The 24,384-nt window shown below is 62.1% G+C and carries 18 protein-coding genes, 3 pseudogenes and 1 riboswitch; of the genes and pseudogenes, 6 read left to right on the top strand and 15 right to left on the bottom strand.

The window, feature by feature from the left end:
* Position 1 precedes the first annotated feature (1 nt).
* The 7 genes and pseudogenes from AABM54_RS02810 to AABM54_RS02780 all read right to left on the bottom strand — a co-directional run bounded on the left by AABM54_RS02810 (position 2) and on the right by AABM54_RS02780 (position 6,263).
* A pseudogene (locus AABM54_RS02810) lies at positions 2 to 524 on the bottom strand (TIGR02281 family clan AA aspartic protease).
* A complete protein-coding gene (locus AABM54_RS02805) occupies positions 521 to 1,504 on the bottom strand; it encodes an esterase-like activity of phytase family protein (RefSeq protein ID WP_347903598.1) in 984 nt (327 codons plus the stop codon). Before AABM54_RS02805 ends, AABM54_RS02810 begins: the two are co-directional and overlap by 4 nt.
* The gene (gene parE, locus AABM54_RS02800; RefSeq protein ID WP_347903597.1) at positions 1,504 to 3,408 is read right to left on the bottom strand and encodes a DNA topoisomerase IV subunit B; all 1,905 of its coding nucleotides are present in this window, start codon (positions 3,406 to 3,408) and stop codon (positions 1,504 to 1,506) included. Before parE ends, AABM54_RS02805 begins: the two co-directional genes overlap by 1 nt.
* Before the next feature lie 42 nt (positions 3,409 to 3,450).
* Entirely contained in the window at positions 3,451 to 4,050 is a 600-nt protein-coding gene (locus AABM54_RS02795) for a YqiA/YcfP family alpha/beta fold hydrolase (protein ID WP_347903596.1), read from the bottom strand.
* Positions 4,051 to 4,292: 242 nt separating this feature from the next.
* A pseudogene (gene cpdA / locus AABM54_RS02790) lies at positions 4,293 to 5,103 on the bottom strand (3',5'-cyclic-AMP phosphodiesterase).
* A gap of 99 nt (positions 5,104 to 5,202) precedes the next feature.
* Complete coding sequence (locus AABM54_RS02785) at positions 5,203 to 5,655, bottom strand: DUF1249 domain-containing protein (protein ID WP_347903594.1); 453 nt, start codon at positions 5,653 to 5,655, stop codon at positions 5,203 to 5,205.
* Complete coding sequence (locus tag AABM54_RS02780; RefSeq protein ID WP_347903592.1) at positions 5,646 to 6,263, bottom strand: NUDIX domain-containing protein; 618 nt, start codon at positions 6,261 to 6,263, stop codon at positions 5,646 to 5,648. The genes AABM54_RS02785 and AABM54_RS02780 overlap by 10 nt, the downstream gene beginning before the upstream one ends.
* 213 nt (positions 6,264 to 6,476) lie before the next feature.
* On the opposite strand from AABM54_RS02780, the gene AABM54_RS02775 reads away from it, so the two are divergent.
* Positions 6,477 to 7,223, top strand: coding sequence for an RsiV family protein (locus AABM54_RS02775; protein ID WP_347903591.1), 747 nt, complete (start codon positions 6,477 to 6,479; stop codon positions 7,221 to 7,223).
* Here the strand turns inward: AABM54_RS02775 and cytX are convergent.
* Positions 7,192 to 8,484, bottom strand: a complete 1,293-nt coding sequence (cytX, locus tag AABM54_RS02770; RefSeq protein WP_347903590.1) for a putative hydroxymethylpyrimidine transporter CytX — start codon at positions 8,482 to 8,484, stop codon at positions 7,192 to 7,194. The genes AABM54_RS02775 and cytX overlap by 32 nt on opposite strands.
* Before the next feature lie 212 nt (positions 8,485 to 8,696).
* Entirely contained in the window at positions 8,697 to 10,586 is a 1,890-nt protein-coding gene (gene thiC, locus AABM54_RS02765; RefSeq protein WP_347903588.1) for a phosphomethylpyrimidine synthase ThiC, read from the bottom strand.
* 170 nt (positions 10,587 to 10,756) lie between these two features.
* A riboswitch (TPP riboswitch) is annotated at positions 10,757 to 10,862 on the bottom strand.
* A gap of 196 nt (positions 10,863 to 11,058) precedes the next feature.
* Here thiC and AABM54_RS02760 point away from each other — a divergent pair.
* Positions 11,059 to 12,492, top strand: coding sequence for a TolC family outer membrane protein (locus AABM54_RS02760; protein WP_347903586.1), 1,434 nt, complete (start codon positions 11,059 to 11,061; stop codon positions 12,490 to 12,492).
* Between the two features lie 171 nt (positions 12,493 to 12,663).
* Here the strand turns inward: AABM54_RS02760 and waaA are convergent.
* Positions 12,664 to 13,945, bottom strand: a pseudogene (waaA, locus tag AABM54_RS02755) (lipid IV(A) 3-deoxy-D-manno-octulosonic acid transferase).
* Between the two features lie 23 nt (positions 13,946 to 13,968).
* Positions 13,969 to 14,859 carry a LysR family transcriptional regulator gene (locus tag AABM54_RS02750; protein ID WP_347903585.1) on the bottom strand — a complete coding sequence of 297 codons (891 nt, stop codon included), beginning with the start codon at positions 14,857 to 14,859 and terminating at the stop codon, positions 13,969 to 13,971.
* A 103-nt stretch (positions 14,860 to 14,962) separates the two neighbouring features.
* Between AABM54_RS02750 and AABM54_RS02745 the strand changes: the two genes are divergently transcribed.
* The 4 genes from AABM54_RS02745 to AABM54_RS02730 all read left to right on the top strand — a co-directional run bounded on the left by AABM54_RS02745 (position 14,963) and on the right by AABM54_RS02730 (position 18,489).
* Complete coding sequence (locus tag AABM54_RS02745; RefSeq protein WP_347903583.1) at positions 14,963 to 15,295, top strand: multidrug efflux SMR transporter; 333 nt, start codon at positions 14,963 to 14,965, stop codon at positions 15,293 to 15,295.
* Positions 15,296 to 15,494: 199 nt separating this feature from the next.
* The gene (locus AABM54_RS02740) at positions 15,495 to 16,670 is read left to right on the top strand and encodes an FAD-dependent oxidoreductase (protein ID WP_347903582.1); all 1,176 of its coding nucleotides are present in this window, start codon (positions 15,495 to 15,497) and stop codon (positions 16,668 to 16,670) included.
* Entirely contained in the window at positions 16,667 to 17,479 is an 813-nt protein-coding gene (locus AABM54_RS02735) for an aldo/keto reductase (RefSeq protein ID WP_347903581.1), read from the top strand. Before AABM54_RS02740 ends, AABM54_RS02735 begins: the two co-directional genes overlap by 4 nt.
* Positions 17,480 to 17,523: 44 nt before the next feature.
* The gene (locus AABM54_RS02730; RefSeq protein ID WP_347903580.1) at positions 17,524 to 18,489 is read left to right on the top strand and encodes a metal ABC transporter ATPase; all 966 of its coding nucleotides are present in this window, start codon (positions 17,524 to 17,526) and stop codon (positions 18,487 to 18,489) included.
* Positions 18,490 to 18,653: 164 nt separating this feature from the next.
* On the opposite strand, the gene hldE is transcribed toward AABM54_RS02730, so the two are convergent.
* From hldE to msbA, 4 genes are all read right to left on the bottom strand, one after another.
* Complete coding sequence (gene hldE / locus AABM54_RS02725; protein WP_347903579.1) at positions 18,654 to 20,075, bottom strand: bifunctional D-glycero-beta-D-manno-heptose-7-phosphate kinase/D-glycero-beta-D-manno-heptose 1-phosphate adenylyltransferase HldE; 1,422 nt, start codon at positions 20,073 to 20,075, stop codon at positions 18,654 to 18,656.
* Positions 20,076 to 20,150: 75 nt separating this feature from the next.
* Positions 20,151 to 21,572 (bottom strand): PIG-L family deacetylase, encoded by a 1,422-nt coding sequence (locus AABM54_RS02720; protein WP_347903578.1) that lies wholly within the window; start codon positions 21,570 to 21,572, stop codon positions 20,151 to 20,153.
* A gap of 16 nt (positions 21,573 to 21,588) precedes the next feature.
* On the bottom strand, positions 21,589 to 22,485 hold the full coding sequence (locus tag AABM54_RS02715) for a GNAT family N-acetyltransferase (RefSeq protein WP_347906124.1): 897 nt from the start codon (positions 22,483 to 22,485) through the stop codon (positions 21,589 to 21,591).
* Positions 22,485 to 24,275: a lipid A export permease/ATP-binding protein MsbA gene (gene msbA / locus AABM54_RS02710; RefSeq protein WP_347903576.1), complete on the bottom strand. Its 1,791-nt coding sequence runs from the start codon at positions 24,273 to 24,275 to the stop codon at positions 22,485 to 22,487. Before msbA ends, AABM54_RS02715 begins: the two co-directional genes overlap by 1 nt.
* Positions 24,276 to 24,384 lie beyond the last annotated feature (109 nt).

Genomic DNA, 24,384 nt, shown 5'->3' with positions numbered 1-24,384 from the left:
ATCAGTTCGTTGTCTGGCGCAGCAGCAAAGTGCCGCCACGCTGAGTGAATTCAAGTTGTTTCAGGGCGCTCATGCCCAGCAGCACTTGCTCGCCGCCCAGGGCCTGGTGCCACCAGGGCACGCACATCGTGCAACACGATGTCGCCCAGCTTCAGTTGGTCGAGGCGGGTTCGATAGCCCTCGCTGCGACCGTTGGCGGTGCTCAGGGTGACCGGAGCGCCTTTTTCCAGGCTCAACCGTTCGGCCAGGCTGGACGGGATCGACACATCGGTCGCCCCGGTGTCGAGCATGAAACTCACCGGTTGGCCGTTGATCTGGCCGCTGGCAACGAAGTGCCCCTGGCCGTTACCGACCAGTTTCACTTCGATATAGCCCTCGCCCTGTTGCGAGGTGACCTGTGCATTGGGGTTCTCCTGGCGCTGTTCCCATTGCCCGAAAAACCGCGTCGCCAGAAACAGTCCGGCACACCACGCCAGGACCAGCAGCACGCGGCCAGCACGTTTACCCGGTGTCTGTTGACTCATGGCTTGGCGCTCCAGCCACCTTCCGGCGCCGCGAAGCGCCAGACAATCGGGCGCTTCTCGCCATCGGCACGGGCGCCGTTGTTGTTGTCGATACCGATCCAGGCACCGTCCGCGTCCACCACCAGCGCTTCGGCCAGGCCGTAACGCTGTGGATAACGTCGATGGGGCTGCAACGCTTCACGGGCATACGACCAGCAGCGCTCGACCTTGGCGGTTTCAGTGTCCCGGCGACAGACCTGAAACGCATTGCGTTCAAGGGTGAAGAGCTTGCCGTTGAACAGCGACAGGTCGGCAAAGTCCCTGGGGACCGGCTTGGGATCGGGAAACTGTGTTGGCTGCATTTCCAGGCCGGCCTCACTCAGCAGTACACAACCGCCATCGCAATCCCAGACCGTCTGCTTGCGTTTGATCAGCATCAGCCCGCGGCGCTCGCGCTCGGCGGCCAACCAGATGCTGTCGCCCGCGGCGTTGACGGCCAGGCCCTCGAACAATGCGTTGAAGTGCAGCAACAAACCACTGGCCCGCGCTTCACGGACCATGATCGGCGAGATCTTGAGCCACGACGCAGGCCCCAATGGCGGCACTTGCAGCACCGCCGCATAGGACTCGCTGACGATGTAGCGATTGCCGGCCTTGTCGCAGGTGATGCCTTCGAAATCCAGCTCCCCGCCGCGCACGAGCGATGCCGCCCAGGTCCTCGAGTTCAAGCCCCAGGGCAAGCCGCTGTCGGGCGGTGGCGGTACGTCGATACGCACGGTTTCAGCCAGCCAGGTGTTTTCGCTGGTGTCTAGACGATAGATTCGGTCATCGTCGCGGTCGGACACTGTCCACAGTGCCTTGCCGCACAGCGCCAACCCCGAAAGGTTGCCGCCGCGCATGCCTTCCACGGGGTGCTCGGACACCAGAGTCAGCTCGGGGGCAGGCTCTGCGGCCACGCTCGACGCCAACAGCAGCAACGCCAGGGCAAAGCCTTTGCGCATCAGGCCAGAACCTCGGCCAGGTTGCCTTTGGACTCCAGCCATGACTTACGGTCACCGGCGCGCTTTTTCGCCAGCAGCATGTCCATCATTTCCGCCGTCGCTTCGTAATCTTCCAGCGTCAGTTGCACCAGGCGCCGTGTGTTCGGGTCCATGGTGGTTTCACGCAGTTGCGGCGGGTTCATTTCACCCAGACCCTTGAATCGGGTGACCTGCGGCTTGCCGCGTTTCTTCTCGGCCACCAGACGATCGAGAATGCCATCGCGCTCGGCCTCGTCCAGGGCGTAGTAAATCTCTTTGCCCAGGTCGATGCGGTACAGCGGCGGCATCGCGACGTAAACGTGACCGGCGTCCACCAGCGGGCGGAAATGCTGGACGAACAACGCGCAGAGCAAGGTTGCAATGTGCAGGCCGTCGGAGTCGGCGTCGGCGAGGATGCAGATCTTGCCGTAACGCAGTTGGCTCATGTCCGCAGCGCCCGGATCGACGCCGATGGCCACGGCAATGTTGTGCACTTCCTGGCTGGCGAGTACTTCACTGCCGTCGACTTCCCAGGTGTTGAGGATCTTGCCGCGCAACGGCAGGATCGCCTGGAACTCTTTGTCCCGCGCCTGCTTGGCCGAACCACCGGCGGAATCACCTTCCACCAGAAACAGCTCGGAACGCATCGGGTCCTGCCCGGCGCAGTCGGCAAGTTTGCCCGGCAGCGCCGGACCTTGGGTGATGCGTTTGCGCTCGACCTTTTTGCTGGCCTTCAAACGGCGGCCGGCGTTGTTGATCGCCAGTTCCGCCAGTTGCAGGCCCAGTTCAGGGTGAGCGTTAAGCCACAGGCTGAAGGCGTCCTTGACCACACCGGAAACAAACGCCGCCGCCTCGCGGGACGATAGACGCTCTTTGGTCTGGCCGGAGAATTGTGGCTCCTGCATTTTCATCGACAGGACAAAAGCAATGCGTTCCCAGACGTCTTCTGGCGCCAGCTTCACGCCACGCGGCAGCAGGCTGCGGAACTCGCAGAATTCGCGCATCGCATCGAGCAAACCCTGACGCAGACCGTTGACGTGAGTACCGCCCTGGGCCGTCGGGATCAGGTTGACGTAGCTTTCCTGCACACTGTCGCCGCCTTCAGGCAACCACAGCAGCGCCCAGTCGACCGCTTCCTTGTTACCGGCCAGGCTGCCGCAGAACGGCTCGTCCGGCAGGCGTTCGAATTCGCTGACCGCGTCCACCAGGTAGGAGCGCAGGCCGTCTTCGTAATGCCATTCGACTTTTTCGCCAGTGGCCTTGTCTTCAAAACTGACCAGCAGGCCGGGGCACAATACAGCCTTGGCCTTGAGCACATGTTTGAGGCGGCTGATGGAGAATTTGGGGGAGTCGAAGTACTTCGGGTCCGGCGCGAAGTACACGCTGGTCCCGGTGTTGCGCTTGCCAACAGTGCCGACGACTTCCAGGTCGGTGGCCTTGTAGCCATCGGCGAAGGTCATCTGGTACTCGTTGCCGTCGCGTTTGACGCGCACCCGCACCTGGGTCGACAAGGCGTTGACCACCGAAATACCCACCCCGTGCAAACCGCCGGAGAACTGGTAGTTCTTGTTGGAGAACTTGCCGCCCGCATGGAGCTTGGTGAGGATCAGCTCGACGCCCGAGACGCCCTCTTCCGGGTGAATATCCACCGGCATGCCACGGCCGTCATCGCTGACTTCCAGGGAGTGGTCCGCGTGCAGGATGACCTGCACCGATTTGGCGTGCCCGGCCAAGGCTTCGTCGACGCTGTTGTCGATGACTTCCTGGGCAAGGTGGTTCGGCCGACTGGTGTCGGTGTACATGCCGGGGCGTTTACGCACCGGGTCGAGGCCCGAGAGGACTTCGATGGCGTCTGCGTTATAAGAGCTAGCGCTGGGAGTGGCCATGGGGTCTCGTCGTCAGTCGTTCATGAAATAGGGGGCGAAGGTTCACAGTGCCGTGAAGTCGATCGAATCCGCGCCAATACCGGCAAAACTCAACAAGGCCGGCAATTGCCCGGCGAACCCCTGAAAGCTATGGTCGCCGCCGGCCTGGATGCGCAAGGCACAGGCTCGGTAATACTGCTGGGCGTGGCGATAGTCCAGCGTTTCGTCGCCGGTCTGCAACCACACCTGGAACCGCTGCGGGTCCTGGGGTGCCGGCACTTCCAGCTCGGCCAGGGCCGTCACGTGGTCGTGGGTCAATTCCCAGGCTTCGTCGGTGTAGAGATTCTTTTGTGTGCCCAGGTAACCGTCGAACATCCGGTGGGGACTGACGGCGGGGTTGACCAGCAAGGCCTTGAGGCCATGGCGCTCGGCAAGGTGAGTGGCATAGTAGCCGCCGAGCGAGCTTCCGACCAGCAATGGCCGTCCCAGCTCGGCAATCGCCTGCTCCAGCTGACCGATGGCCTCACGCGGGTGGTGATGCAACGCGGGCACCCGTAATTGCTCGCCCAGGCCCAGGGAATCCATGACGGCGATCAGTTGGCAGGCCTTTTTCGACGCGGGGGCGCTGTTGAAACCGTGGATATAAAGGATCGAACCGGACATGTGAACTCCCTGGACGTCTGGCAAAAGGCGCAGTTTACAGGGAGTCGACGAGATTGACTTGCTCGGGAGCGAATCGGATTGCTCCGTTCAGAGACAAACCCTGTGGCGAGGGAGCTTGCTCCCGCTCGACCGTGAAGCGGGCGTAAGTTCGGCGAGAGCGGTATATCAGATCAACCGCAATCGAATGTCTTGGGGCTGCTTCGCAACCCAACGGGAGCAAGCTCCCTCGCCACAAAGGCACCTCAGTAACCGGTCGAGCCATAATCAACTTCAAAATCGAACCCCGTCACCCGTTCCACACCGGTTTCCAGCCGTCCATCCGGCAACAAACGCAACCAGCGATAGCCCGGCGCCAGGGTATCGACCGTGAAGTCCTCACTGCCCGGCTCGAACTGAATGCAAGTTGACGGTGAAGCGATCAACCGCACATCGTTGCGCCACTGGTCGATTTCTTGATGCACGTGACCCCAAAGTACCGCGCGCGCCTGCGGAAAACGATCCAGGACAGCAAACAACGCGTCAGGGTTACGCAGGGCCTATCGGTTCCATCCAGGCACACCCAATGGACACCGGATGATGGTGAAAACACACCAGATGGTGGTGCTCCGGGGCTTCGCTCAACGCCTGCGCAAGCAATTGCAGTTGGTCATCCTGCAAATACCCCGGCACGGAGCCCGGCACTGCCGAGTCGAGCAAGATGATCCGCCAGTTGCCCAAGTCCACCACCGGTTCCAGCAACTGACTTTCGACGGCGGCGTGGGCCATGATCTGTGGCTCATCGTGATTGCCCGGAATCCACCGCGCCGGCGCATCGATCTGCCGGGTCATGTCGCGAAACTGCTGATAGGACGCCAGCGTACCGTCCTGGGACAAATCACCGCTGGCGATGATCAGGTCGACCCGGGGTTGCTGCGTCACCACCAGTTCGATGACTTTTTGCAGGCTTTCGCGGGTCTTCATGCCCAGCAGCGTACCGTCGGCTTCGGCGAACAGATGGCTGTCGGAGAGTTGCACCAGCAGCACTGAATCGGCGGCGGTCAGATGGCTTGGCAAGGCGCCCTCCCAGGACAAGATCACGGGTGTGGATGAATGGCGCAATTATGCTGGGGGAACGCGCAAAGTGGAAACCCGCGAACCGGACGCAGTTCACATCTATCGAACCGCTTCGAACTCGTGCCCGCAGGCCAGGCAGTGGCTGAGCCACTCGCCGAGAAAAACATTGAGCTGGGACTTTTCGTCTGGCTGATGCATCAAGGCGTTGGGGTAAGGATAGATGCCGCGAAAGCGTCGCGCATGCTCGGCACTGATGACCTCGGCCATGCGCGCATCGTGGTAGACCTGAACTTCAAGTTGCGGCACCGGCAGCCACGGCAGGCTGTGTTCCTGACGCACGCGCAACGTGGTGGTGTAAGGGCAGGCCTGTATCACTTCCAGGGTCAGCACCCCGAGCATCTGGTCGCCCTGGGTCATCGCAATGCGCCGCGCGGCCGGCTGGTTGCGCATGTCCGGCAACAGGCGCATCAGGCGGGCGTAATTGGCCTCGCAGGCGCTTTGCAGCCCCACGAGGTCGACCCGATAACGATCGCGCTGTTTGTTTACGACCATAACCCCCTCACTTCATCGCGGTTCAAGGCCAGCCATTGCAAGGCAATGATGCTTGCCGCGTTGGAAATCCGTCCATCACGCACCGCTTGCAGGGCGTCTTCAAAGTCCCAGACCGAGACACGAATGTCTTCCGCTTCCTCCACCAGACCATGCAGGCCGCCAACCCCGGCACTGTCGCAACGCCCCAGATACAAATGCACGTACTCGGTACTGCCGCCAGGCGATGGGAAATAGTTGAGCATCGGCCACAGCGCAGAGAACACAAGCCCAGCTTCCTCCTGCGCTTCGCGATGAGCAACTTCTTCCGGTTGTTCATCCTTGTCGATCAGACCGGCTACCAGTTCGATCAGCCATGGATTGTCGATCTTGCCCAGTGCGCCTGCACGAAACTGCTCGATCAGCACCACTTCGTCGCGCTGCGGATCGTAAGGCAATACACACACGGCATCATGACGAACGAACAGTTCACGACTGATCTCGCGACTCATGCCACCGGCGAACAGCTCGTGACGCAGGTGAACGCGATCAAGTCTGTAGAAACCCTTGAAGCAGTTTTCGCGGCGCACGATGTCTACGGCGGTTGGGGTGGCGTTGGCAAAATCAGTCATATCAATCCTCGTCTGCTGCAATTGCGTCCGAGGTTCCCCCTCGAGTTCGCGCCATCCTAACGCGCCCGCGCCCATTGATGCAGCCCCTTTGCCGTCAGCGGGATAGACGGCAGGAGCTTAAACATCTCTAATTAGCGTAGTGGCGAACCGAGCGCCACGCTGGCAGTCGAAGCCGGTAACTTTTTGCCTTTCCCTGTTTGATGAAGGACGCCCATGTCGCTTTTCAAAGTTGCCTCCGTGGCCTGTATCGCCCTTACGCTAGGCGCTTGCCAAAGCCTGTTTCAGCCCGGCGCGCCAGCGCCGGCGCAATCCACTCGCGATGCGTCCGAACAGGTCAAACCAGGTTGCACGGGCCCCGACTGCCCACTGGTCAACATCGACACGGTGCATTTCCCGAGCGAACCGCAACTGGACCGGATCATCGAACAGCGCCTGCTGCAAATGACCCGCACCTCGGCGGGCGCGGCGCTGCCGGCCTCCCTCAACGCCTACCGCGAGCAGTTCCTGCGCGAGGCGAGTGACCGCCACAGCATGTACCTGCAAGCCAAGGTACGTGAGCAACATGACGGGCTGGTAATCATTGAACTCTCCAGTTTCCTGGACACAGGCGCGGCCAATGGCACGCCGGGACGGGGTTTCATCAACTACTCGCGCCCACAGCAAAAAGAGCTGAGCCTGAGCGACATGCTGTTGCCGGGGCAGGAAGGAGCGTTCTGGAAGACCGCACAGGTCGCTCACAACAGCTGGCTGATCAATTCGAAAATGGACCGTGATCCGGACTTCGTTAAAAATTGGCCCTTCCAGAAGACCCCGAACGTGGCCTTGACCAGCGCCGGGGTGGTACTCAAGTACAACGTAGCGACCATCGCACCCTACTCGATGGGCCTGATCGAAATGAACATTCCCTACGCGCGCCTCAAGGGTCTGATCAAGCCCGAGCTGGTGCCCGAGCGTCGCTGAAGACCCGACCCAGCAACAACTGCAGCAGCCCTGCCACCACCAGTGACGGCAGGGTTGCGCCCACTTGCGGGTAGAGGTTGGCAAGCAGGTGATAAGTGCTCACCCCGCCCAGCCAGGCCAGCAATGCCGGCCAGCGCAGTACGCTCGACGCTGCCTTGGCGCTGCGCTTGCGCAGGATGAAGTGATCCACCAGCACCACGCCGAACAGCGGCGCAAACACCGAACCGATCAACAACAGGAAGTTCTGGTACTGGGCCAACGGCGCCAGGCACGCGATCAACGTGCAGATCACACCAATGGCCAGCGCCAGGTGTTCGACTTTCAAGCGCAACAAAATCCCGCTGGAGACCGCCGCCGAGTGAATGTCGGCGAAGGCGTTTTCCGACTCATCGAGCAGAATCAACAGCAGCGGAATTCCCAGACCGGCACCGGCCAGCGCCAACAGCAAGGCATTGACTTCACCGCTCGGGGCAAACGCCAACGTGTAGGCCACACCCAGGCTCATCAGCCAGAAGTTACCGATGAAAAACCCCAGCGCAGTGCCGCCGAACACGCTTTTGGCGCGTTTGCCGAACCGCGAGTAATCGGCGATCAGCGGCAACCACGACAGCGGCATGGCGATGGCGATGTCAAAACCCACGGCGAACGGCATCGAGCCGTCACCGGCCTGCGCCCACAGCGCGGCCAGATCGGCTTTGGCGAAGAGGTTCCAGGTCAGCCAGATGCAGGCCGCCAGCAGCAACCAGATGCCCCACTTGCGCAGGATCTGACGCACGAACGTCAACGGACCGCTGACCGCCAGCAGGGTCGCCAAGGCGCCAAAGAACAGGGTCCAGATCAGCGGGCTGGCCATCAGGCTACCGTCGCTGAATGCACGGGCGCCCAGCAGGCTGGCCGCATCGCGCATGACGATGATTTCGAACGAGCCCCAACCGATCAGTTGCAGCAGGTTCAGCAGCGCCGGCAGGCTCGCGCCTTTTGCACCGAGGCTGAGTTTGAGCGCGGCCATGGCCGACAGGCCAGTGTCGCTGCCAATCACCCCGACGCAGGCCAGCAGCAGAACGCCGACGAGCGTGCCGAGAAAAATCGCCAGTAACGAACCCGACAGGCCCAGCCCCGGCGCGAGCAAAGCGCCCGTCTGCAAGACCATCAGGCCGATGCCGAGGGAGAACCACAGGGAAAACAGATCGCGACCGCCGAACACACGTTTGTCGATTGGCACCGCGATATCGGGAGAATAGGTACTGGTTGAAATGCTCAAGGGTGTTATCTCAGAGGGACATTTGTTGTTGTGTTGACCACCCTTTGTGGCGAGGGAGCTTGCTCCCGCTGGGCTGCGAAGCAGACCCAAAACCAGTCACCGCGTTCCGACAGATAGATCGCGAATACCGGGTTTACGACTGCTTCGCAGCCGAGCGGGAGCAAGCTCCCTCGCCACAGGGGTAAGCGGTGCAGCTGAGTGCACCGCTCAGATCAAACCTTCTTGTACAGCTGACTGCCTTCCTGCTTGAAGCGCTCGGCCTGTTCGGCCAGGCCTTGGGCGACGTCCACGTCGACCGCGTCGATCCGCTGGTTGGCCGCGTACTCGCGGACTTCCTGGGTGATCTTCATCGAGCAGAACTTCGGCCCGCACATGGAACAGAAATGCGCGACCTTGGCCGAATCCTTCGGCAGGGTTTCATCGTGGTACGAACGCGCGGTGTCCGGGTCCAGGCCGAGGTTGAACTGGTCTTCCCAGCGGAACTCGAAACGCGCCTTGCTCAAGGCATTATCGCGGATCTGCGCGCCCGGATGCCCTTTGGCCAAGTCCGCTGCATGCGCGGCGATCTTGTAGGTGATGATCCCGGTCTTCACGTCATCCTTGTTCGGCAGGCCCAAGTGTTCCTTCGGCGTGACGTAGCAGAGCATGGCGCAACCGAACCAGCCGATCATCGCCGCACCGATACCGGAGGTGATGTGGTCGTAGCCCGGCGCGATGTCGGTGGTCAGTGGGCCGAGGGTGTAGAACGGCGCCTCGTCGCAGCACTCCAACTGCTTGTCCATGTTCTCTTTGATCAACTGCATCGGCACGTGGCCCGGGCCTTCGATCATGCACTGCACATCGTGCTTCCAGGCGATCTTGGTCAGCTCGCCGAGGGTTTCCAGTTCACCGAACTGCGCGGCGTCGTTGGCGTCGGCAATCGACCCCGGACGCAGGCCATCGCCCAGCGAGAAGCTGACGTCGTAGGCCTTCATGATTTCGCAGATGTCTTCGAAATGGGTGTAGAGGAAGTTCTCTTTGTGGTGCGCCAGGCACCACTTGGCCATGATCGAACCGCCGCGCGAAACGATGCCGGTCACGCGTTTGGCGGTCAGCGGCACGTAGCGCAGCAACACACCGGCGTGAATGGTGAAGTAGTCGACGCCCTGCTCGGCCTGCTCGATCAGCGTGTCGCGGAACAGCTCCCAGGTCAGGTCTTCGGCCGCGCCGCCGACTTTTTCCAGGGCCTGGTAGATCGGCACGGTGCCGATTGGCACTGGCGAGTTACGGATGATCCACTCACGGGTTTCGTGAATGTGCTTGCCGGTGGACAAGTCCATGACCGTGTCCGAACCCCAGCGAATGCCCCAGGTCAGTTTCGCCACTTCTTCTTCGATGGACGAACCCAGTGCGCTGTTGCCGATGTTGCCGTTGATCTTCACCAGGAAGTTACGGCCAATGATCATCGGTTCCAGTTCGGTGTGGTTGATGTTGGCCGGAATGATCGCGCGACCGCGGGCGATCTCGTCACGGACAAATTCAGGGGTGATGATTTTCGGCACGCTGGCGCCGAAGCTGTGACCCGGGTGTTGCTGGTCCAGCAGGCCGGCGGCGCGGGCCACTTCGAGCTTCATGTTTTCGCGGATGGCAACGTATTCCATCTCGGCGGTGATGATGCCTTTGCGCGCGTAGTGCATCTGGCTGACGTTGGCCCCGGCCTTGGCGCGGCGCGGGTTGTTCACGTGGGCGAAACGCAGCTTGGTCAGCTCGGCGTCGGCCAGGCGTTCCTGGCCAAAGTTGGAGCTCAGGCCCGCCAGGCGCTCGGTGTCGCCACGGGACTCGATCCACGGCGAACGCACATCGGCCAGGCCTTTGCGCACGTCGATGATGACGTTGGGGTCGGTGTACGGGCCCGAGGTGTCGTACACCACGACCGGCGCGTTGATCTCGCCGCCGAAGTCGGTCGGGGTCACATCAAGGCTGATCTCGCGCATCGGCACCAAAATGTCCGGGCGCGAACCCTGAACATAGATTTTTTGCGAGCGGGTAAACGGCTGAACGGACTGTTGATCGACTTGGGCCGATTCACTCAGGTGGGTCGTATTTTTTGGTTTTGTACTCATCACGGGCTCTCCAGACAGCATCCAGGCAGTGGAATTTTGTCGGAGCGAACCTGTAACGAATGGACGCAGCCAACCAGCGATAACAAAGCCTGGATGGTGCTGTGCTTGGCGCACGAGGGCTGTTCGATTGTCGAACAACATCCCGGACGAAGCACAAGAGGACTCGCCGGGTGACGAGAAATCTTGTTCCCTACGCAGGCGCTAACCTGATCAGGTTCAACGGGATCCGAAATTATTCGATCTCAGCCTCATAGCAAGGCACCCCGACAAGAACCCGGCCAGTCTAGACACAACTGGCAAAGAACACCAACCCCGGAGCAATCAGCGTGATGAATGGCGCAATTACAGGATTGTTGCCACCCCGGACCGCTACTACACTCGCTAGCCACTGCCGAGCCTTGACGCTCCGAATCGTGCGCCGTAGCCTTGGCGCTTGAATTATCGCCGTAATATTCACTCTAGGGATCGTCTCATGCTGCGCAAACTTTCACTGGCCCTTGCCGTGTCTTGTGCGTCCAACGGAATGGCCTGGGCAGCAGAAGCGCCCTTAAGCACCAAAACCGATCTGGTCAGCGTCTATCAGGAAGCCGTCGACAATAACGCCGACCTGGCGGCCGCCCGCGCCCAATACGGCGCGCAAAAAGAAGTCGTGCCCCAGGCCCGCGCCGGCCTGCTGCCCAACCTCTCGGCCGGGATGGACGTCAACAACACCCGGACCCAGCTCGACCAGCCGTCATCGACCTTTACCCGCAGCGGTAACGTGTATCAGGCAACGCTGGCACAACCGATCTTCCGCGCCGACCGCTGGTTCCAGTTGCAGGCCGCCGAAGCCGTCAACGAACAAGCGTCCCTGCAACTCTCGGCCACCGAACAGGACCTGATCCTGCAAAGCGCCGAAAACTACTTCTCGGTGCTGCGTGCCCAGGACAACCTGGCCTCGACCAAGGCCGAAGAAGCCGCATTCAAACGCCAGCTCGACCAGTCCAACGAGCGCTTCGATGTCGGCCTCTCGGACAAGACCGACGTCCTGCAATCGCAAGCCAGTTACGACACCGCCCGCGCCAACCGGATCCTCGCCCAACGCCAGGTCGATGACGCCTTCGAAGCGCTGATCACCCTGACCAACCGCCAGTACAACTCGATTCAGGGCATCGTCCACACCTTGCCGGTGCTGGCGCCGACGCCGAACGACGCCAAGGCCTGGGTCGACACCGCCGCCAGGCAGAACCTCAACCTGCTGGCCAGCAACTACGCGGTCAGCGCCGCCGAAGAAACCCTCAAGCAACGCAAGGCCGGCCACGCGCCGACCCTCGATGCGGTGGCGCAATACAAGAAAGGCGACAACGACGCCCTGGGCTTCAGCAACCCGAACCCGCTGGGCCAGCGTTACGGCAGCGATGTAGAACAGCGCTCCATCGGCCTGCAACTGAGCATCCCGATCTACAGCGGCGGCCTCACCAGCTCCCAGGTGCGCGAGTCCTACTCACGCTTGAATCAAACCGAGCAACAGCGCGAAAGCCTGCGCCGGCAAGTGGTGGAAAACACCCGCAACCTGCACCGGGCGGTGAACACCGACGTTGAACAGGTACAGGCACGCCGCCAGTCGATCATCTCCAACCAGAGCGCGGTGGAAGCCACGGAGATCGGCTATCAGGTGGGGACGCGCAACATCGTCGACGTGCTCGACGCCCAGCGTCAGCTGTACACCTCGGTACGCAACTACAACAACAGCCGCTACGACTACATCCTCGACAACCTGCGCCTGAAACAGGCCGCCGGCACCTTGAGCCCGGGCGACTTGCAGGACCTGGCGCGCTACCTGAAGGCCGACTACAACCCGGACAAGGACTTCCTGCCGCCAGACCTGGCGAAAGCGGCAGCCGAGCAGCTAAAAGCCCGGCCTTGAGTGGTTTTTGTGGCAGGTCTTACCTGTGGCGAGAGAGCTTGCTCCCGCTGGGCGGCGAAGCGGCCCTAAACCCTGAACATGCGATCTGTCAGGCAGACCGCATTGGCTGATTTCACGACTGCTGCGCAGCCGAACGGGAGCACGCTCCCTCGCCACAATGGATCGGCAGATTCAGGATTTTTCGATCAACCGCCCCAACCCATCCAGCAACCGCTGCAATGCACCCTGATTGGTGCGCATCACCTTGAGTCCCGCCTCGGCCATTTTCTGTGCGTCACGGGGCAACTCGAACAAGCGCTGCACCTGCACCGCCAGCCCTTCGGCATCATCGACTTCCAGCAACGCACCGGCACTGCGCATCAGCGCGGCGATCTCGTGGAAGTTGAACAGGTGCGGGCCGCTCAGCACCGGTTTGGCCAGTGCTGCCGGTTCCAGCAGGTTATGCCCGCCATTGGGCACCAGGCTGCCGCCGACGAACGCGCTGTCAGCCAAGGCATACAAAAACAGCAACTCGCCCATGGTGTCGCCCAGCAGCACCGAGGTGTCGGTGCTGACGGCGTCGCCCGTCGAACGGCGGACCGTGGCAAAACCTTGCTGCTGGCACAACTCGAACACCGGGCCGAATCGCTCGGGGTGACGCGGCACCAGAATCAACAAGGCATCCGGATGGCTGGCGAGCAATTGCCGATGGGCCGCGAGCACCACCTCGTCTTCGCCTTCATGGGTGCTGGCGGCAATCCAGACCGGACGCTCGCTCGCCTGCCATTGCTCGCGCAGTTGTGCGGCGCGCTCAAGCAACTGGGGATCGATGCTCAGGTCGAACTTGATCGAACCGGTCACCTCGACGGTTTCCGCCCGTGCACCCAGATCACGCAAGCGCTGGGGCCTCGGCCTCTGTCTGCACCGCAAACAGGCTCATTTCGGCCAGCATCGGCCCGGTCAGTTTACGGAAGCGACCATAACCCCTGGCCGAACGTTCCGAGAGTCGGGCATTGGCCAGCGCCACGGGAATCCCGCGCTTGGCGCACTGATGAATGTGATTGGGCCACAACTCGGTTTCCATGATCACCGCCAGTGTGGGCCGGACCTTGTCGAGAAACCGCGCCGCCGCGCAGGGCACGTCATAGGGCAAATAGCAGTGCTGAATCCGCGACTCGCCCGCAAACATTGCCTGAATCCGCTCCGAGCCGGTCGGGGTCATGCAGGTCACGGTAATCGGCAGCTGTGGATAACGCTCCAGCAAGGCGCGAATCATCGGCGCTGCCGCAATGCTTTCGCCCACCGAGACCGCATGCACCCAGATCCCGCCCGGCTGCATGGCCGGCAAGCCCAGGGAGAACCGCTCGCCGATACGTTTGGCGTATGCCGGCGCCTTGCGCGCTCGCAGCCACAGCCGAATCGCTACCAGTGGCAGCCCCAGATAAAACAGCGCGGTGTAGAGAGTTCTATTCATGGCGGCGGAGTTTATCGACTTTTCTAGCCAATCGCCCGCAAGTGCACGGCAAATCGCTCAGCCAGCCAACGCGCCGCCGGACCGAGAGGCTCATCGCGCCGCCAGACCAGCTCTACCACCAACGCGGGCGGGGTCCATTCGCTGACCAGTTCGACCATCTGGTTCTGATACGCCGAATACTGCACCACGTTGCGCGGCAACCAGGCCCAACCGAGGCCACGCATCAATAATTCGGCCATCACGTAGAAGCTGTCGGCCCGCCAGACTTGGGGGCTGGCCGCTTCGCTGCCGGGATAAACGCTGGACTGAGTGGCCATCAACAACTGCCGATGCTGCGCCAGTTGCTGGCAATTGACGCTCGCCAGCGCAGCCAGCGGGTGCCCGACCCCGCAGACCGTGACCATCTCGATGCTGCCCAACACCCGGCGCTCCAGGGCTTCAGGGATTTGATCGTGGTAAAACAACAGCCCCAGGTCGGCCCGACGCTCCACCAGTTTGCGTGCCACGTCACCCTGGGCGCCGCTGGCCAGTTGCACCTCCAGGCTGGGAAACTGCTCGGCCAACGATTCAAGGCTGTCGATCACCGGTTGAAACGGCATGGCCTCATCCTGAGCCAGACGCAACAGCGCTTCCTGACCCCGCACCAAGGCCTGCGCCCGGCCATTGAGCCGCTCGCACTGGCGCAGTACTTCCCGCGCCTCTTCCAGTAATGCACTGCCCGCTTCGGTCAGGCGCGGCTGGCGCCCGCTGCTGCGCTCAAACAGGCTGACGCCCAGGTCCGCCTCAAGCAGCGCAATCGCGTTGCTGACCGCCGACTGCGCCTTGCGCTGTTCCCGTGCCACGGCGGAAAACGAACGCTGCTCGGCGACGCTGACGAACAGGCGCATCTGTTCCAGGTCCCATTGAATATCCACGGCACAACCCATCTGTAAATAAGATAGGTAATGACTTTACCGCATCTAAAGAGTCTCTAAAATGCCGACCTCATCAAGCAGGCCCAAACACGAGGAACTCCCCATGAACGCTTACTACTACCTGGCTATCGCCATCTGCGCCGAAGTGATTGCCACCGTATCGATGAAAGCGGTCAAGGGACTGAGCACGCCGCTGCCGCTGGCGCTGATCATCGTCGGCTACGGCATCGCCTTCTGGATGCTGACCCTGGTGGTGCGCACCGTGCCGGTGGGTGTGGCCTACGCCGTGTGGGCCGGGATGGGCATCGTGATGGTCAGCGTCGCGGCGCTGTTCCTCTACGGGCAGAAACTCGACATCCCGGCCATGCTCGGCATGGCGCTGATCGTCCTGGGCGTGGTTGTTATCCAGCTGTTCTCGAAAACGGCCGGTCATTGAGATTTGAAGCCCGATCATTGTGGGAGCGAGCTTGCTCGCGATGGCGACATAACATTCAGCATCAATGTTGACTGACCCACCGCTATCGCGAGCAAGCTCGCTCCCACTGGCTCTGCATCCACCCGATTGATCAGCAACAATTCCCCTCTTCCACGAGTCTGTATACTGCGTCCCTCGTCTTGAACACTGAGGTCGCTGCATGCCATCCGTTATTTCCACCGACGTGCTGATTGTCGGCGCAGGCGTTGCCGGCCTCTGGCTGAACGCACGCCTGCGTCGCCAGGGTTTTTCGACCGTGCTGGTGGAAAGCGCCAGCCTGGGCGGCGGGCAGAGTGTGAAATCCCAGGGGATCATCCACGGTGGCGCCAAGTACGCGCTGCACGGTGCGTTGACCGGCGCCTCGGAAGCCATTGCCGACATGCCCCGCCGCTGGCGTGAAGCCCTGGCGGGCAGTGGCGAGCTGGACCTGTCCGGCGTGCGCCTGCTGTCCGAAGCCCACTATCTGTGGTCGCCCGGCACCCTGGCAGGCAACCTCACCAGTTTCTTCGCCAGCAAAGCCGTGCGCGGGCGGGTCGATCAGGTCAAGGGCGAGCAACTGCCGCCAGCTCTGCAAGACAAGCGCTTCAAGGGCAAGGTCTATCGCCTGGCGGAACTGGTGGTCGACGTGCCAAGCCTGATCGGGCGTCTGGCCGAGCTGGCCGGTGACGGCCTGCTGGCCGGGCAAAGCATCGAACCGCTGCTGGAAAACGGCGAGCTGGTGGGCTTGCGGGTCGATGGCCGTGAGATTCACGCGCAACGCATCGTCCTCAGCGCCGGCGCTGGCAACGCCGATCTGCTGACGGCCCTGGGCCTCGCCCAACCGGCCATGCAACGCCGACCGCTGCACATGATTCTGGTCAAAGGCCCGAGCCTCAAGCCGCTGTACGCCCATTGCCTGGGCGGCGGGCCGAAGCCGCGCATCACCGTGACCACCCACCCGGCTGCCGACGGCCAGTGGGTCTGGTACCTGGGCGGCGACATCGCCGAGGCCGAAGGCGTGGCCCGCGAACCGGCCGCGCAAATCGCCGCGGCCCAAAAAGAACTCGGCAACCTGCTGCCATGGGTCGACCTTAGCCAGGCGCAGTGGGCGACCTTGCGCGTCGACCGTGCAGAACCGCTGCAATCGGGCCTGAGTCGCCCTGACAACGCCTTCCTCGCCGAGCAGGATCGCCTGCTGGTGGGCTGGCCGACCAAGCTCGCCCTTGCCCCGGACTTCTCGGACCGTGTGCTCGCCGCCCTGCAACGCGACGGCATCCAGCCACGCCAGGTCGCACCGCTGCCGGCACTGCCAAAACCACCGATGGGCGTTCCGGCCTGGGAGCAATTGCTGCCATGAGCCAAGCGACCCTGCACGACCTGCATCGCCCACTCGGCAGCACTGGCCTGCTGGTTTCGCCGCTGGGCCTGGGCACAGTGAAACTGGGCCGCGATCAAGGGGTGAAATACCCCAACGGCTTTCAGATTCCGGATGATGACGAAGCGCGCATGCTGCTCAAGCTGACCCGCGACCTGGGCATCAACCTGATCGACACCGCCCCCGCTTATGGTCGCAGCGAAGAACGCCTCGGCCCCTTGTTGCGCGGCCAGCGCCAGGAATGGGTGATCGTCAGCAAGGTCGGCGAAGAGTTCGCCGACGGTCAGTCGCGCCACGACTTCAGCGCCGCTCACACGCGCTCCTCGGTGGAGCGTAGCCTGCAACGGCTTGAAACGGACTTTATCGACCTGGTGCTGGTGCACTCGGACGGCAATGACCTGGCAATCCTCAACGAATGCGAGGTGTACCAGACCCTGGCCGACCTCAAGCGCGAAGGCAAGATTCGCGGCTTCGGCTTCTCCGGGAAAACCGTCGACGGTGGGCTGAAGGCCCTGGAACAAGGCGATTGCGCCATGGTCACCTACAATCTCAACGAGCAGGCCGAGCGGCCGGTCATCGATTACGCCGCCGCCCATGGCAAAGCGATCCTGGTGAAAAAGGCCCTGGCCAGCGGCCACGTGTGCCTGAGCCCCGGCGTAGATCCGGTGCGGGCCAGCTTCGAGCTGTTGTTTGCCCAACCCGGCGTTGCCAGTGCTATTGTCGGGACCATTAATCCGCTGCACCTGGCCCACAATGTGGCCACCGTTGCGCAAGTCCTGCGTAGTCACTAAATACGCCGCCCACGCGGCCGACCCCGACGCAAGAAGGAGCCGACATGCCGCGTACGCTCATCAGAAAGAACCCCAGCAACTTCAAGACCCTGCCGTTGTACGTCGAGGCAACCGCCGAAGGCCTGAGTTATCAGAGCGTCGGGCGGCCGCTCAACTTCGCCCAGACCCTGCAACGCCGGCGCCCGGTGACGGTGGCCAATCCCGAGCATTTTTCGCTGGAACTGGCCAACCTCGGGGTCTCGGTGCGCCTGACCCTACACTGGCAGAATCGCGATTACTGGGTGTTGGTACGCCAGCGTCGCCAGGACCGTGGCGACGTGGTGCTCAAACTGATTTCCGGCTACGTGCCGGCCCACGAGCTGAACCTGCCGCTGCACACGGCCATCCAGGAAATCGCCGAAGAATGCCTGCTGGAAACTCCCGAAGGCTGGTTAGGCGGGCGTTTCAACGACACCTGGCTACCGGCGCCCTACGCCAGCGCATTGCATTACCGTGAAGCCCTGCCGTTTCGCCTGACGCCGCTGTCCGGCAGTGCGCGACCGATACGTTGCGCCAACCTGACCTTGATCGAGCGGCCACGCGCCTACGTGCACCTGCCAACGGCGTCGCTGCAACTGATCTACGATTTGCGCCTGGACGTGCCCAGGGAAGCCAAATCCCTGAGCCTGTTTCACGTCGATGAACGGCTTGAAGGCGATCAACTGGTTGCCCGCCTGGACCGCAAGCGCCCCGACCTGTACCTGATGCCGCTTCAGGACGGCCAACCGTTGCCCGAGCTCTATACCTTGAAAAAGGATCAGCTCTACCCCGCAAGTACGCGTGGTTTGTATCTGGCAGAGAGTTTTGCCCGACAGGAGGGCTGGCTGGTGCGCGATGAGCGAATTCGCTGGAAGGACTGGCTCAGGCAGCAAGGGCTGAGCCAACCGAACAAGGAGTCAGGCCTCAAACGCCTGACCGGCAAGGCCAAGCAATTGCTGAAGAAAATCGTGCCGCGCAAGGCCGCGCGATAGACAGACGGGTGGGCTGTTGTGGCGAGGGAGCTTGCTCCCGCTCGGTTGCGCAGCAATCGTAAACCACCAGACGCAGTCACTCTGAAAAACCGCGGTGTATGGTTTCAGGGCCGCTTCGCGCCCCAGCGGGAGCAAGCTCCCTCGCCACAGTGACCGCGTCGTTTTCAGTTATTACGGATCTTCTCGACAATGGCCGTGGTCGAGCTGTTTTCAACCAGCCCCAGCACTTTCACCTTGCCGCCGTACGCGGTCACGATGTCGGCGCCGACTACCTGGTCGATGCCGTAATCGCCACCTTTGACGAGGACGTCCGGCTTGACCTGCGCCAGAAGGTTTTCCGGGGTGCCTTCAGGGAAGCTGATCACCCAGTCCACGGCGCCCAGACCTGCCAACACCGCCATGCGCCGGTCGACGCTGTTGATCGGGCGTCCCGGGCCTTTCAAACGGCTGACCGAGGCATCGTCGTTGACCGCGACGATCAAGCGATCACCCTGGGCCCGCGCCTGCTCCAGGTAGGTCACGTGACCGGCGTGGAGGATGTCGAAGCAGCCGTTGGTGAAGACGATTTTCTCGTTGTGCGCACGGGCATCATCGATGGCCAGCAGCAGTTGATCGAGGCTCAACACACCGCGCTCAGAACCTTCTTCACGCTGAATGGCGCGACGCAGCTCCGGGGCGCTGATGGCCGCCGTACCCAGCTTGCCGACCACAATGCCCGCCGCCAGGTTGGCCAGGGCCACCGCGTGCGGCAGCTCTTCACCGGCCGCAATCGCCGCCGCCAGGGTGGAAATCACCGTATCGCCCGCACCCGTCACGTCGAACACTTCACGGGCCCGAGCCGGTAAATGCAGCGCCGGATGCTCGGGACGCAGCAAGGTCATGCCGTGTTCGCCACGGGTCACCAGCAGCGCACCCAGTTCAAGGTCGTGCATCAGTTTCGCGCCCTTGGTCACCAGGTCGTGCTCATCGGCGCAACCGCCGACGATGGTTTCGAACTCGCTGAGGTTCGGCGTAATCAGGCTCGCGCCACGGTAGATCGAGAAGTCCTTACCCTTGGGGTCGGCCAGCACCGGAATGCCACGGGCACGGGCGGCCTGGATCAGCACCTGGTGATTCTTCAAGGCACCTTTGCCGTAGTCGGACAGCACCAGCACCTTGATGCCTTCGAGCAAACCGTCGACTTCAGCACCCAGCGCGAGCGCATCGGTGGCAAACGGTTCTTCGAAGTCGATACGCAGCAGTTGCTGGTGACGGCTCATGACCCGCAGCTTGACGATGGTCGGCTGGTGCGCAATGCGCTGGAACAACGCCCGGACGCCTGCGCCCTTGAGGCTGTTGGTCAGGCTGTCGGCGGCTTCGTCGTCGCCGGTCACGCCGACCAGGGACGCAGGCGCACCGAGGGCCGCAATGTTCAAGGCAACGTTGGCGGCACCGCCCGGGCGGTCCTCGATTTGCTCGACTTTGACCACTGGCACGGGCGCCTCAGGGGAAATCCGCGAGGTACCACCATGCCAGTAACGGTCGAGCATGACATCGCCGACCACCAGGACAGGGGCCTGATCAAATCGCGGCATGGACAACTTCATGGAAACTCCAGGGGCGGTAAAAACGCCGCGAATAATAACATAGGGAGGGGGCCTGACCGCACGCGAAGCGCCGGCTCAGGAGCGCTCATCATTTGACGGCGAGCCCAGCGGGCGCACCCAGAACAGTTCATGGCGGCGCACAGCCTTGCGCATGAACTCATCTTCACCGGTAACCGGCCAGCGACGACCCGCCAGCACGCGCTGGATCAGACGGCGCAGGCGCTTCTTGAAGGGTGGCCGGCCTTGTAAATCATGCTGCATGCCCAGCGCCATGGCCTTGTCCAGACGCTTGTCGGCGTCCAGCGTCGGGCTCCACAAGGCATCGGCCGGCAGCGCTTCAATGGTCGGCGGCAAGGCGATGCCATAACCGGCCGGGCCCATCGGCCAGCGGTCATTGTCGTGCAGGTGATTGGCATAGAGCAGCAACGTGCGCGGGCGCCAGGCACTGAGTTCGATGGCTTCCAACAGCGCGTGGGTGCTGGCGATGTGGTCGCTGTGAGGGTCCAGTTCCGGGTGCGGCGTGAGCACCGCTTCAGGCCGGCAGTGCTCAAGCACGCCCACCAGGTCGGCGACAAGATTGCGCCAATGCGGCTGACCATCGACATCACCGGCCAGGCTCAGTGGGTTCTGTCGACGCAGCGGGCGGATATCACACTCACCAGACTCACGGGAACCGAAAGCCTGATCAGGCTGCTGCGCCATGGCGGGCAATTGCAGGCAGTAATAGCCGAGTTGGAGGCAGCGATGTTGCGACACACCGCCCCACAGCGGCACCGCCAGGCTGTCCCATGTGCGCAAGCGCCCCTTGAGACGCGCCGCCTGCGCACTGTCGAGCCCCAGCTTGCGATAGTTCTCGGCTTCGATCTCGCCCTGGGTCAGGGTGACAATCGTGACCTCGGGTGCTCGACTGTAAAGACCAAACGCCGCCAGTTCGGCGTCGTCGGCATGGGGAGCAACGATCAGCAAACGCTGATCGGCGTAATCGGGATGGCTCAAGGCATACAGGGTTGCGGTTTGACTCAGCGTGCAGAAACGCCCGCGCAGCGTCAGTTGCCCGGCCACCAGTGCCGCACCTTGACCGGACAGGTTGAGAAAACGCTCGCCATTCACCCCGCGCTCGAAATCCTGACGGTCCTCGCCGACCCACACCTGCGGGTCGAACAAACGCCCCAGCCCACGGCTTTTGACCCGCAGTTGCAGCACCAGTGTCTGCGCATCGCCAATCTCGCCGGCAACCTGCAAACGCCCTTGCTGCACGCTCACCGCAAACTGTGGCGTGCCAGGCGGGAAATCATAGCGGTAGTCATCGCCAGGGGCATAAAACAGATGGTCGGCAAACCAGGCTTCATGGGCAATCCAGCCCAGCAGCAATAGCAGCGGCAACGGCCACCAAGCCACGAAAACGCCGAACAACACCAGCAGCGATGCCGCCACCAGCAGCACCAGACGCTTGTTTTTACGATGGCGCTTGAGCAATTGCTGCTTGCGTCCGCTCATGGCTGCATGACCTCGTTCACACCTGGTAGACCGGGACCCGGTTGCACCAGCGGTCCTTGTATTCGCGATCGGCGCGGCCAAAAGAGTAGCGCAGCGGTTTGCCAACGGCGCGCGCCTGTTCCCAGGCGTCCTGGGTATTGACGAAACTGAGCACGCTGCCGGGGCTGAACTCGCGGTTCTGCGGGTCGACGCCACCGTTGATGTACTCCAGGCTGACCCACTGCGGTGCCTCCACCCGGTACAACACCTGGATGGCAACCGGTTCATCGTTCAGGTAGACCAGCGAGCCGGTCATGAACTCACGCAGCAGCGTGAACACTTCGGCGAGGAGGGCCTTGCCCGGCGCTTCGAAGTTCCAGCGGCGCTGGAACAGGTCGGCATAAATCGTCGCCTGCTCGGCGGCGCTCAACTCCAGCATCGGCCGAATGCGGCCGCCCGCCTCTTCCAGCAAACGCTGTTCGCGACGCTGGTTGTAGCGGAACTTCTTGCTGTAGTCCTCGGGCAGACGCGCCAAGGCCAGGCCTTCGGGCTGTTCGATCAGGGAGCTGATGCGCCCGGCATTGAGCTCGGACACATACCGCGCACGATGACGCAGGCGAATCTGTGCCTGCTCCGCCACTGGCAGGATGATTTCGGCATTGCCCATGTCGAACATGCCGCGCTTGCGCTCACGCTTGAGCACGTCCTTGGACAGCGCCAGGTGACGGCCCCAGGTCGGTATCGCAGCCTGCAACTCGCCATCGGCAAACCAACCCAGGTAACGCACGGCGATGCCCGCCAACGCGGACAATCGTGCAACAACCTCGGGATGGGTCGCGACGCTGCCGCCAAACCGATGCCAGGCCTGGGCGTAGGCATCGGCATCGATAGGGGTCCAACCGTTTTCTCGCCAGACTCGCCAGTGACTCAAAATCAAACGTGCGACTCCGTCATTGCCTCGTCCGTACTTTCGATAAAGTCCTTCTCGTGCAAGCGTGCATAAAGACCATTGAGCGCCAGCAGCTCGGCATGAGTGCCGCGCTCGACGATCTGGCCCTTGTCCATCAGCAGGATCAGGTCGGCTTTTTCAATGGTCGACAAGCGGTGAGCAATCACCAGCGTGGTACGGCCCTTGATGACTTTATCCAGCGCCGCTTGAATGTGCCGCTCGGACTCGGTGTCGAGTGCCGACGTTGCCTCGTCGAGGATCAGCAGCGGGGCGTTCTTGAGCAACGCCCGGGCAATTGCCAGACGCTGGCGCTGACCGCCGGAAAGCAGCACGCCGTTTTCGCCCACCAACGTGTCGTAGCCTTGCGGCATTTGCTCGATGAACTCAGCCGCATAGGCATCTTCCGAGGCCTTGCGCACATCTTCGAACGGCGCTCCGGCGAGGTCGCCGTAAGCAATGTTGTTGGTGACCGTGTCATTGAACAGGGTGACCTGCTGGGTCACCAGCGCAATGTGGCGACGCAGGTTGGTCAGCTTGTAGTCTTCGACGTCCAGCCCGTCGAGCAGGATCTGCCCCTTTTCGTGCTGGTAGAACCGTGGAATCAGGTTGGCTAGGGTCGACTTGCCACTGCCTGAGCGCCCCACCAGCGCAACCATCTGACCGGCCTCGGCGGTGAACGAAATGTCGTTGAGCACAAGGCGCTCGGTGTTCGGGTATTGGAAGCTCAGGTTACGGACTTCGAGGCGGCCGCTGATCTTCTCGCGCTCCTGGGTGCCGGTATCGACTTCAGGTGCCTCATCGAGCTGCTCGAAAATGCTTTCGGCACCGGCCAGACCCTTCTGGATCGTGGCACTGACTTCCGACAACTGACGGATCGGTTTGGGCAGCAGGCCCGCAGCGGTGATGTAGGCAATCAACTCACCGGCAGATGCGTCGCCACGGAGGTAGAGGACCAGATACATCAGCACGGCCATGCCGACGTAAATCACCAGTTGCAGGACCGGGGTGTAGATCGACTGGGTCCGGGTCATGCCCAGGCTGCGATTCATGTTGTCGGAGCTGGCCTTGTGGAAACGCTCCTTTTCATAGGTCTCGCCACCGAAGCTGCGGACCACGCGGTAACCTTGAATGGTTTCCGAGGCCACGTGGGTCACGTCGCCCATCGCCACCTGGATCTTTTTGCTCTGCTTGCGGAATTTCTTGCTCGCGCTGCTCACCAGCACCGCGATGATCGGCAGGATCGCCAGCAACACCAGGGTCATTTTCCAGTTGCTGTACACCAGGTAACCGAACAGGAAGACCACGGTCAGGCCTTCACGGATCACCACTTTGATCGCGTCCGTTGCCGCGCCGGTGACCATGGTCACGTTGTAGGTGATGCGGGAAATCAGGTGACCGGAGTTGTTGTTATCGAAATAACGGTTCGGCAAGGTCAGCAGGTCGTCGAACAAGGCGCAGCGCAGGTCGTGAACCACGCCACGCGCCACCTTGGCCAGATAATAGTTGCCCAGGAATGAACCAATACCCTGATAGACCGCAATCATCACGATCAGGAACGGCACGCCGAGCACCAGCGAAACGCCCAGGAACTTGGTGTCCGAGGGTTTCTGCAAGGCATCGAGAAAGTGCTTGAGCATGTCGGCCAGCATCGGCTGGCTGGAGGCGAACAGTACAAAACCAACAATACTGATGGCAAACGCCCCCCAGTACGGGAGTACGTATTTCAGCAATCGCAGGTAGATCTTCATACTGGATTGCTGGGCAGGATTGGCCATTCGGCGAGCCTCGTACAGTTTAAAAAAGAGACAGGGGGCGGATTGTAACAGCGAACCCATCGCAAAATGGCGATGTCGGCCAGCCGACCGGCAAAAGGGCCGGTGGCCA

The organism is Pseudomonas purpurea (genome assembly GCF_039908635.1).
Classification (GTDB): domain Bacteria; phylum Pseudomonadota; class Gammaproteobacteria; order Pseudomonadales; family Pseudomonadaceae; genus Aquipseudomonas; species Aquipseudomonas purpurea.
Note: the sequence above shows the minus strand (reverse complement) of the source record. Positions and strands in the feature narration are given on the sequence as shown.